Origin of the sequence: Neobacillus drentensis (genome assembly GCF_036965425.1) — a bacterium.
Taxonomy (GTDB): domain Bacteria; phylum Bacillota; class Bacilli; order Bacillales; family Cytobacillaceae; genus Neobacillus; species Neobacillus drentensis_F.
Genome location: NZ_JBALPP010000100.1, coordinates 17,476 through 29,458 on the forward strand (window position 1 = coordinate 17,476; position 11,983 = coordinate 29,458).

At 40.0% G+C, this 11,983-nt stretch carries 5 protein-coding genes; 1 reads left to right on the forward strand and 4 read right to left on the reverse strand.

Annotated elements, in window-relative coordinates; translation table 11 throughout:
- Positions 1-4: 4 nt before the first annotated feature.
- The 3 genes from V7161_RS22030 to V7161_RS22040 form a co-directional block, all read right to left on the reverse strand.
- Entirely contained in the window at positions 5-3,088 is a 3,084-nt protein-coding gene (locus V7161_RS22030) for an efflux RND transporter permease subunit (protein ID WP_335715000.1), read from the reverse strand.
- 139 nt (positions 3,089-3,227) lie between these two features.
- Positions 3,228-5,975, reverse strand: coding sequence for a bifunctional YncE family protein/alkaline phosphatase family protein (locus V7161_RS22035; protein WP_335715001.1), 2,748 nt, complete (start codon positions 5,973-5,975; stop codon positions 3,228-3,230).
- Between the two features lie 188 nt (positions 5,976-6,163).
- A complete protein-coding gene (locus V7161_RS22040) occupies positions 6,164-7,444 on the reverse strand; it encodes a VTT domain-containing protein (protein WP_335715002.1) in 1,281 nt (426 codons plus the stop codon).
- A 218-nt stretch (positions 7,445-7,662) separates the two neighbouring features.
- On the opposite strand from V7161_RS22040, the gene V7161_RS22045 reads away from it, so the two are divergent.
- A complete protein-coding gene (locus tag V7161_RS22045; RefSeq protein ID WP_335715003.1) occupies positions 7,663-10,785 on the forward strand; it encodes an efflux RND transporter permease subunit in 3,123 nt (1,040 codons plus the stop codon).
- Between the two features lie 49 nt (positions 10,786-10,834).
- Here V7161_RS22045 and V7161_RS22050 read toward each other — a convergent pair whose 3' ends face one another.
- A complete protein-coding gene (locus V7161_RS22050) occupies positions 10,835-11,923 on the reverse strand; it encodes a PrsW family intramembrane metalloprotease (protein ID WP_335715004.1) in 1,089 nt (362 codons plus the stop codon).
- Positions 11,924-11,983 lie beyond the last annotated feature (60 nt).

An 11,983-nucleotide genomic window follows, 5' to 3' on the forward strand; every position in this document is an offset into this window, starting at 1 on the left:
ACTTCTATGCTGAGATTTGGGGCTGTTGGATAGCTTTTGTTTTTCTGCCTCTTCCACTCATCCATTCATACATGATTGGAATGACCAAGAGGCAAATAAGCGTCGAGCTGATCATACCTCCCACAACAACTACACCTAATGTTTGTGACACGATGGTGTCTGCTTTACCTGACACAGCTAAAGGAAGTAAAGTTAAAACTGTTGTACATGCCGTCATTAAAACGGGTCTGACCCGTGTAGCGGTCCCGCTCATGATGGCTAATTTTGGTTCAAATCCGTCTCTAAGATTTCTTTCAATTTTATCGACAAGGACAATCCCGTTAGTCACGACGATCCCCGTCAACATCAATAATCCCACTAATGCTGCGAGATTCCATTCAAGTTGAAAAAGAAACATTCCGATTACAGAGCCAATGAAGGCTAATGGGATACAAATTAATACGGTCATAGGTGCCCTCCATCCCCGAAAGACAGAACTTATGATGATCAGTACAAGCAAAATGGAAAAGAACAAAGCAAGCGCCATTTCGTAAATCATTTCATATACCTGCTGAGGAGCACCCGCGAATGAATACTCAATACCCTCTGGCAGCGGAATTTTTCCAAGTGCAGTTTTGACTTGTTTTGACACTTTTCCAATATCACTTGAAATGATGTTTGCGGTAATCACAGCATACGGTTGTCCATCCTTCTCCTGAATCACCGATGAACCTGTTTGCTCTAATGATGCAAGCTGATCCAATCTCACGCTTTTTCCATCCTTATCTTGGAAGGTCTCCCCGCCCATTAACGTAAAAATATCCTTTGAAGTGCCATTTTGTATATCCGTATGAATTACAATGGGAAATTGATTTTGGTTAATTGAGATGAACCCTTTTGTTCCTTCAGCGGTATATTGCTGAATTCGATTGATAACGTCCCCAAGCTTAATACCATAATGTTCGATTGCCTTTCGGTTTAGAGTAATCTGATACTGAGTCATTTGATCATCAGCTTCCGCGGCCCCTTGAACGGATAGACCTGGAATAAGTTTAAGCTCGTTTCGTACAGTCTGAGCCATTGTTTCTAATGTCTGACTATCTGAACCTGTAAGATTAATTTTTAATTGGGAATCATCGCCTGCAATATTTTGATTTGAAACAGCGTAAACAGCTTTGCTTGACAACGAATTTAATTGATATTGTAAACTCTTAATAAAGTCATTTACATCCGTACCATTCTTAACCTTTATGGATAAATTGGCAATATTCGGTTTCTGAAGCCATCCGCCTCCTGCATCAAAAACATCATCCGATTGAGGAGTAAACGAGGATCCGAGTCCTGAAGAAAAGGACTCAACTTTAGGATTCTTTCCTAATATGGCTTCCAATCTTTTTACTTCTCCGTCGACTTCTGATAAAGATGTATTTTGAGGCAATTCTATTTGGACAGCGATTTGACCAGTTTTGGCTGTTGGCAAAAAATTCACTGGCAGGAAGGCGGCTCCCACCGACGTTAATAGAAATAATGAAACAAAGGTTAAGACCACTTTTTTCTTTTGGTCAAATACCCAAGTAAGAATTTTTTGGGCGAAAGGCTCTAATTTATCCTCTCCCGACATTGGTCTTCCCCTCCAAAACAGATTGTAAAGAGCAGGAACAACCAAAATGGAAACGAATAGTGAGATCATTAAGGCAATCACCACAGACCAAGCAAATCCGGAAAAAGCTGAACTTACCATCCCGCCAATAAGGACGATTGGAACATAGACGGCAACCGTGGTGGCCGTTGATGAAACAATCGCGGGAATCATTTCACTTACAGCCTGTGACAGTAAGTGAACACTGGTTTTTGCGTTTGCCTCATGCACTTTCCTGTTCATATTATCAAGAATAACGATTGAGTCATCGACTACCCTGCCCATGGCAACAATAAGTCCTGAGACAGTAAGAATATTGAGACTAATACCCATCGCTTTTAGTAAGCCAGTTGTTGCCAATAGACAAATTGGCAGTGAAAGGACAATTAATAAGGTAGAACGGACTTTCCGGAAAAACAGAAATACACAAATCATTGAAAACAAGCAGCCTAATAGTCCCTCTTTTATTAGACCTTTTAGAGATTCATTAACCTGCGCACCTTGATCAAATAAAATGGAAACTTGAATATCTTTATTTTTCAATGCTGGAATATCATTGATTTTACTCTTTATCCGATCAGATACATCTGTAATATTGGATGTTGAAGTCTTCAAAACATCTAATAGTACGCTTGACCTCCCATCGGTTCTTGAGATCGTCTCCAGGTTGACTATGGAGTTTGAAATGCCGGCAACCTCAGATAGAGGAACAGTTTTGCTTTCTCCGTTATGAATAGGCAGCTTCAATAGATCTTGTTGATTTAAGCCCCACCCAGAAACTTGGACAGGAATAGATACCTGGTTGTTTGAAACCTTTCCCTCTAACCCAGTAATATAGTTTTCTTCAAGTGATTGTTTTACGTCATTAACGGTTAAACCAGCTTTCGTTAAATCTTCCAGCCGAAGGTTAACGGCATATCCGGCTGTACCGCCACCTGAAACTCGGACATCTTTAACTCCTGGCACAGTTTTTAATCGATTGACAAAATCCTCTTGAATAGAGGTTCGGAGCATTTTGTCTGAAATATTTTCAGAAGAACTCATCAGACTCATTCTGATAATGGGCATGGAATGTGTACTCAGGCGTGTTACCAGTGGTTTATCAATCCCAGTCGGCAATTGGATATCAGCCAAGGCTTTTGTAACCTGTTCCTCTGCTTGTTCCATATTAAAATTCATAGGAAAGTTTAGACTGATCAATGATCCGCCATTAAAGGAGTTTGTTTCTACATCTTGAAGACCATCCACGACCCGTACTGCCTGTTGGATAGGTTCTGTAATGATTGCTTTTACTTGATCCGCCTGGTAATGATCTGCACGTACTGTTACCGACAGAGTTGAATTATTGATTTCTGGCAGGTAGTCCCTTTGTATCTGCCACGCAGACATTCCACCCCATGCGAGTATAAGAACTAATAGAGTTATAATAAGAATTCCACGCTTCATGATTTCATTAATCAATGTTTTCATGTCATTTTATCCGGGCAATGAACGCCCGAAACCGCTCCCCCTTATATTTATAACAATAGCTACCCTTACGGATAGCTATTGTTATGTTACATTTTTTATTTTCGCAGCAATCCCCTATAAGAATAGTAGAATTAATCTTTTAGTCATTATCAGTAGTAGTCGGAGCAAAGCTTTCAGGCTGTTTTTCGACCTCTTCTGGTGCAAGAGCCTTTTTCTCACCAGGGTATGGTTTATCAAAGCCTTCTGTCGCATACCAAACGGCATGATTTTGCATATTTGCGTTGATTTCATCTGGTACTGCATTTTTGCCGGTTAACTTATCTTTGTTCTTGTTGGACCACTCTGTCCATTTTTTCGAAAGTTCCTTTGCCTCCGGTGTTACATTGGTTGTGTTGGCAAGAACAGCCGTATTGGCTTCAGGTGTTCCGTTTAACGTGTCAAGCGGGATTTGATTTGGCACAAATTCGTATGGTGTAAAGTCCGGCTTATTCGTAAAGAGTTCACTCATTGGCTCTGCAGCTGCATCGTTTTGGTTCATGGTAGGAATTCCAAGAATCTGCTCAATACTGCGAACCATATTGATGACAGTCCAATAGTGGCTGTTTGTAATCCCTTTCTTCACCCAAGGGCTGATGACAAGTGCAGGCTGACGATGGCCGTCAACGTGATCTAAACCGTTTTGGGCGTCATCTTCTGTAACGATAATGACAGAGTCTTTCCAGTAAGGGCTGTGAGAAATCAAGTCAACAATTTTACCCACAGCCAAGTCATTATCCGCAACCATCGCTTGAGGTGTAGGGAAGCCCGAAGCGAGTCCGTTGGTATGGTCATTCGTTACCCACATTGTCGTTAGAGCAGGTAAATCATTATTCTTCACGTGTTGTTCAAACTGTTGTTTGAAAATTTCATATCGATATTGGTCAGGTATACCCATGTCAAACGTTGGGAACGGTTTATGTGTAATTGGTTCAAGTGACGGAATATCTGTCTTTGCCTCATAGTTTCCAATCGGAACATGAAGATCGCCTTGCTTTTGGCCGGAAAGAATTAAATAATCATTATACCAATCAGTCCAAGAGCCTTGTGGCAACGTTCCGGTAAAAGCATTTGTATCTTCTCCGAAGTTTTCTACAGTCTTGCCATGTTTAAGGGCCTGATCCCATAAATGTCCTGTAGGTGCATATGCCATCGCATCCCCAGCACCACCAGGATAGCTTCGAACGTTTGCAGAATCTGTTTCTTTATCCTCATAGTCATTGTTGGTTCCTTGCATAACCCATTGGTGGCCGCTTGCTGATTGGATACCGCCAACGTAAGTATTGTCCAGAAGAGGGAACGTAGTAGCCAGTTTATGCAAGTTAGGGGTTACTTTTTGCGGGAACTGCGTTAAAGCTACTTCTCCGTTTCCTTTCCCAAGATCACCCAATACTTGATCATATGTCCGGTTTTCTTTGATAATATAGAATACGTGTTTAATTGTTGAAGGCTCACCGATACGCTCAGGCATCGCAACAGGCTTTCTATTATCGCGCGGTTTCGCGTTAAGATCCTTTAAGCCGTACCAGTTATTGTTTTTGTACACTTGGTCTGTTCCCTTAGCTAATGCCTGTGCAGTCGGGAATGGAATTAAGGAAAGTGACCCTTGCTGCGCATAAGAAGAGTGACCGTTTACGGTAATTCCCTGGATGTTCAAATTACGTGTTGGCCCGCGTGATCCAATTCCATCGGCATTGGCAACGACAAGATTTTTATTGGCTGAATCGACTGCTATATCGACTGGGAACCATGCTGTTGGTAAAAGTCCTTGCAATTCAGGTGTCTTATCTGGGCTCTGCCAGTCATAGACCGCAATGGCATTGTCACGGCCAAGGCTGACCATTAACTTGCCATCGACCATTTTAACAGCGTTTGGAGCTGAACCTTTTGGCGCATTTGGATATGGTTTAATGTCAATCGTTTGGACCACATCATTTGTCTTTGAGTCAATAACTGAAACGGTGTCACTATTTGTGTTGGTGACAAATATGTACTGGCCTGACTGTGTCATACGTTCGGGCTGCACGCCAACTGTAATGTTTTTAACCACTGTATTTGTCGAAAGGTCAACCACAGAAACGGTTCCCGTTGTTGTGGCACCTGTTTTATCTGTAACAACCGGAGTGCCAGAAGAGTCAACTGTAATGTCGCCTGGTTGAGCTTTGCGGCCGCCTTGGTTGGTTACATAAGCGAAGTTACCGTTAACTAAAACGCTTGTTGGAGCATTTTCAACGGCAACTTTGGTTAATGCACCTGTTACTGGATCGATGACGCCAAGGCTGTTGTCACGGTTTAAAGCAACCAGAAGCTTGCCGTCTGGCGCAACAGTAATATCAAGCGGGTTGATTTTACCGCCAACAGATGCTGCTGGAAGATTGATAGATTTTTGGACTTTTGGAGTGCCATCTTGTCCAACGGTCAAAACGACAACTTTACCAGTATTGCCTGACGTACCAGTTGCATAGAGCTGGCTTCCATCTTTTGAATAAGCCAAGCCCCACATACTAGAAAGACTTAAGCTGATATCCTGGGCTTTCATCACCCCGCTTGCAAGATCGATGACATTGATTCCAGTCCCGCCGTAATTGTTGCGGCCAACGATAGTTACGGCAGTTTTTCCATTTGGATTAACAGCAACAGTCATCGGGTTTCCGCCAAATTCAATTTGTTTTCCCGCAGGTGTGATCAACTGGTTAACAGGTGTTTGCACGGAACCATCTGCTTGTTGACCCACTAAATTGCTTCCAAAAACTCCGTCTTGCGCAGCATAGACACCGGCTGAACCTAATAGCATGGTACTTAATGTAAGTCCCGCAAACAGCCTTTTCTTTTTTCTAAGTTTCTTTAACATCTCTCTCACTCCCTTTTTTTGGTACGGTTTAAGATTACTCCCGTTTTATTAAGCCATTATTGATTAATTGTTAATTACAAATTAATAAAATTCTGACTATTTATCTATAACTATTGAACTAGTTCGATTTTCGAGGATTCTTATATTTTAAAAAAAGAAAGCTGCCTCGATGGCAGCTTGACTTTAAACTATTGATTTTTTTTCAAAACAAGTCGAATCAATTCAAACAATAAGAAGTTAAAAAATATCCAGACACCGCCATAGACATATCCGCCAACAATATCGCTTGGAAGTATTTCGCTCGATGCTATCTTTGTTATGGTTAACCCCGCTAATACGACTATCGTTACTATGGGGCCCATAATTGGCGTAATTGTGTTTTTTGGATGACGGACAAGTAAAAATAAACATGTTCCATAAATAGTGATGGTTATCAACGAACTTATGTCAGGAAAATGATCAGAATGAATTTTCCCTACGAACCCCATTGATTGAAGTGAGGAAAAAATCTGTATGACTGATTCATGAAACAACCTCGCTCCTAAAATGGGCACAATTAGTAGAAGAAACTCAAGCAGCCTGTTTTGCCCTTTTCTCCAAATCATGATAAGGGTTATTCCAATTATGACACCGAGAGTATACGGAGATTGGAATAAATGAAAAAGTCTCATCCATCTCATATAAATAGCTGCTTCAACCAAATATTCAGTAACATCATTAAACTCGCTAAACTCACCAAATAAATAGTCTTGAGCCATACCAAGCATCAATGTCACCATACCTATTAATATGAGAGTGAGAAAAATGAGAAAGAGTTCAGTTTTTCTAATGGTTTTTAGATGATGAAGCAGCCTTTGTGTGAAGCGAATAAAAAAATCCTTAATTTGATTTTTATAAAACCGGTAAGCCAAATAACTTGCCAACAAGATTGCAATAACAATGATAAAGATAATGAAATATTTGCTAGCCGAATGATGGAAAGCCTGCCATCGCGGGCCCAATACTTTTCCTAAAGTAATAAAACAAAATCCCCATAAAAACGATCCTATATAAGCTGGCAGAATAAATTTACGAAATGGCATTTGTGAGATCCCCGAAATATACCCCGTAAAATGCCGGATTCCCGGTATGAAATAAGCGAAAACTAACAATTTACTTCCTGAACGCTCGAACCAGGCAGCTGTCTTTTTATATCTTTCCGGTCCCATGTGGATGTACTTTCCGTATTTTTCAATAAGTTTATATCCTCCTGCCTTCCCAATCCAATAGGTTACCGTAAGGCCCGCGCCGCCTGCAGCAAAGACCGTCAGGAGTGCCAAAATATAATTCATTTTCCCCTGAAAGACAAAATATCCTGCATAACTCATTAAAAATTCGCCTGAAATGGGCAGTGCCATAAGCTCCAGGAAAATTCCTATAAATAAAATCAGATAGCTATGATGTTCAAATAAAGTGATTAAATGTGACATTTATATGCCTCCAAATTTAGAACCGAAATAGAACTCAAATGGATTTTTCCCACATAGCTCTATTCAAAATGCTAACACGAATTGTCCTTTCATTTTGCATCTTAATCAATTATTAATCTTTTATTAAGGGAACGTACAAGTTCGTTATATACACTTAAATTGTCCAAATATGGGAGGCAGTATCATTTTAGATTTGAAAATTTCGGGAGGCATAATTAATGAAAAGATTAGTTGAGGCAACCATGCAAAGAGCCATTCTTATGATTGTATGTGTGGTTATCATTTTAGCCTGGGGCGGTATTTCTGCTTATCAGATGCAAAGAGATTATTTGCCGGGAATTAATAATACTACCCTTTCTGTTAGTATGCGGATTCCTGGGTATCAAGCCGCACAGGTAAAGCAGCAAGTAACGGATAATCTGGCAAGTGCCGTCAAAACAGTCGATGGTTTATCCAATGTTGAATCCACTTCTTATGACGGCGGATTGTTTATGAGTTTGTATTTTCCAATGAATACAGACATGAAGCAAGCGGAAGATCAAGTAAACAAAGCTTTGGCAAATGCAGACCTTCCGTCAACCATTATAAGCACGCCTTCGGTAACACGATTAACAACTAGTTCATTCCCGATTTTGACATACAGTATAACCAGTGCAAAATTAGATGAACAAACATTACGCTCTACCGCAACTCAAGAAATTGTTAAACAATTAAAATCTGTACCTGGTGTATCAGATGTATCTGTCATTGGGGGAGCAAAAGATGGATATGTATTAACCGTTCGTATGAAAGACCTTGTTAAAAACGGTTTGACATTGGATGATGTGAATAAGTCATTCGCTTTGGCCGTTCCTTCGATGCCTCAAGGGAATATTGTAAACAACAAATTATCCATTCCAGTATCTTTTGATGGATTACCATTAACAGAACAACAAATGGAAAACACAACGATTAAAAATAAGGAAGGAAAAGCAATCCCTGTTTCAGCGTTTGGTACAATTACACATTCTTTAAATGACGTAAAAACAGTCTCTAGAACAAACGGAGCACCAAGTGTTACTTTAAATGTGATCAAGACACCATCAGCCAATATCACGGATGTGGCTGATCAAGTAAAAGACCGTGTAGCACAACTTCAATTAGATACCGTAAATTCAAAAGATGTTTCGTTCAAAGTTCTACTTGACCGTGAAAAAGAATTAAACAGTTCTCTTTTTGGCTTGGTTCGTGAAGGGTTACTTGGCTGTTTATTTTCTATGATCTGTGTGTTCTTCTTTTTCCGAAATGTAAGAAGTACGTTATTAATTGCCATTTCGCTGCCAATCTCATTGTTGGCAACAACCGCATTTTTAAAGTCAATGGGTATCACGTTAAACATTTTAACCGTATCTGGTTTGATTGTAGCGATGGGTCGTATTGTCGATGATTCAATTGTTATCTTGGACAATATGTATCGTAAACGAGAAGAATCGAAGGATAATTCTCTTCTGTCCATTCTAGCATCATCTGTTGTTGAAATGATTCCAGCAATTTTAGGCTCAACACTTACAACAATCGCCGTTTATATTCCGATTGCTTTTGTCGGTGGGGTTATCAGTGCATCCTATAGCGGGTTTGCGTGGTCAGTTGTCATTGCCTTAATCATTTCATTCTTTGTTGCGATGCTTGTCATTCCTGCACTTGCTTTTATGAGATGGAAAGGCGGAAACGGGGAAAAACAAACCGTCAAGCTCGATTCAAAAATGAAACCAATTCTCCAATCTGCTTTTAAACACAAAAAAGCGATGATTATTGTTTCGATTGTAGTCTTTTTAGCTGCTGGTATTTATTCCGCTTTTCTTCCAATAAGTTTATTACCAAGTGGAAAAATCGGACAAATTGCGATTAAAGCTGAATTACCTAAAGGAAGCACGTTAATTCAAGTCGATTCTGAAGTGCAAAAAATTGAAAAAGCATTAAAAGAGAATCCGAAAGTAACTGCGTACTCAGCCAACTTTGGCTCAACCATGACACCTCAAAGTGATGACGTGTTTGACCAAGGCGGCGGCTTTATCATTTATCCAAATGTAGCCAACCTTTCTGTTGTATTGAAGAACGAAAAGGATGCTGATTCTGTAATTAAACAGTTACAAAACCAGCTTCCGACATTATCTAAAAATGTTACTTATACAGTAACTAGCCAGAACATCTCTGGTGATGATTCACAAATGCGTATCTTATTTACAGGTTCAGACCAAACAACATTAGACCAAGTTGCTCAAGAAGCGAGAACAAACTTATCCAAGGTTGTCGGCTTAAGTGTTGACGGAAAAGTTGATTTAACAAATGGTTCACCAAAGTATAAAGTGACTTTTGATCAAAAAGAAATTGAAGATAAAGGTGTTAAAGTGTCTGATATACTGGCCGTTATTGGTCGTTACATGTCTGCATCTAAAGATGCGACGATTACGATTGATCATAAAGCCCTTCCTGTGGACCAATTTTTAGATCAAATTGCAGCAGGAACCAACTCTACTATTTCGTTAAATGCTACTGCCGATGATGTCTTAGCATCACTTGCGGCTGAAACATTTGCAGGAAATAATGGTGAAATGGTTCGTTTTGACCAAATCGCAAAGATTGAAAAAGACCAATCTCCTTCAACCATTAGCGAACGTGATGGTCAGCCATTCTCCCTTGTGACAGCACAGATTACATCCAATGATATTAGTAAAGTGTCGAGTCAAGCAGATAAAGCTTTAAGCAGTATGAAGCTTCCTAAAAACGTGACGTATTCATTGGGTGGAATTACTCAACAGGTAAAAGATATGATTTTCGATATGTCTGTCGCGGTTGCATTTTCGATTCTTTTAGTATTGCTGATTACTTCTTCTATTTTCAAAGGCTGGAGAGCACCACTATCGGTACTATTAAGCATTCCGCTTGCATTAAGTGGTGTGGTCATCGCATTGATTTTATTCCACGGTGAATGGAATCTTGCAGCCTTAATCGGTATTCTAATGCTTACTGGTATTGTTGTAACAAACGGTATTGTGTTAATTGATAAAATTGAAAGAAATCGAAAAGACGGAATGCCTGTTAAGGAAGCTGTATTGAACGGCAGTCTTTCAAGGATTAGACCGATCTTAATGACAGCAGCTGCAACTGTCCTTACTTTGTTACCACTTGCATTTTCACACAATGCCGACACAGTTATTTCTCAAACTCTTGGTATTGTCGTTATTGGCGGTATGGTAACATCAACGATTAACAGCTTTATTATCATTCCTATTATCTATGAGTGGCTGCATAAAAAATCAGGAGTCAAAAACACGAGTTCAATTACCCAAAGCATTCACTAATAAATATTCACACCCAAAAAACACCGACTTCATAGTCGATGTTTTTTTGTTATTTAATTTCATTCATGGGACTTATCATTACCCTCCCCTTCTTCTCAGCAATTTCCTTTAAGCCCATCCGAATCATCCGGAAAACGAGAATCCATGAGGCGGTCATCAAAACGATTTGTCCTACCGGGAAAATACCTGGAATCGGTGCGTCCCATAAAGCATGCAGCAAAACGACGATAAAAAATATCCGAAGGAATTTTGCTTTTATAAACATGTTTAATTCCGGGTGTTTATCCCCTTGTACCATGCAAAATGCGGCCCCTGTTAATGCGGCCCAAGCGACATGTCCGCCAGGGGCTAGAAAACTGCGCCAAAGAATGGTGGAATACAGGCTTGAAAAACTACCTGAAAGAAGTGCTCTTAATGCATAACCTGCGGTTTCAAATGCTGCGAAGCCGGCCCCAACCGCCGCACCAATCAGAAGACCGTTCAGAATATATCTGTATTTAATGTTGCGCACGAACAGGATTACCGTCGCAACCTTTGCTAGTTCCTCGGCAATTCCTATCGTGATCGGATTGATGTTATGTTTTAAGATATTAAAAAAAACAAGGGCGACCAGCATCGATAGAATACCGCCGATAAACACCACGTAAATGACTCTATAAAAAGCAATATTCTGAGGTGCGTTCATTTCCCAGAAGAATATTAAAGTAGTAAATGGCACCGCAAAAGCACCTACGATTATAAGTCCTGGTAAGAAGTTAATATTTTTGAACAAGCTGACACCCAAAAACAATCCAAGGAAAGCAACGAGTGCAATGATGAAAACCCTCGTAAATAGCCAAGGTTTCGGCCATGTTTCCTTTACTTCCTCTATTTTAGGAGTGGTAAGCGCTGTTCCAACGATGAAAAGCCGTTCAGCCTCAAGAATACTATGATTTCGGAACACACGTGAAAATATATTTTGAAATTTTGGTTCAACCGACCGTTCAAATTTGGGAACCATGTCGACATAATGGGCAAATTCATAGAAATAGCTGTTTTCGTCCTGGTCTCCGTTTTCAGGGCGCATAAACTTTTCGCCGCAGTTTAAACAAAACTTTACCCCATCCGGATTAACATAAATACATTCCGGGCATTTCATTTGCCTTCTCCCCTTCTATTATTCAAATTTTCTAATCTTAAATGTGCTAATAAATGTATG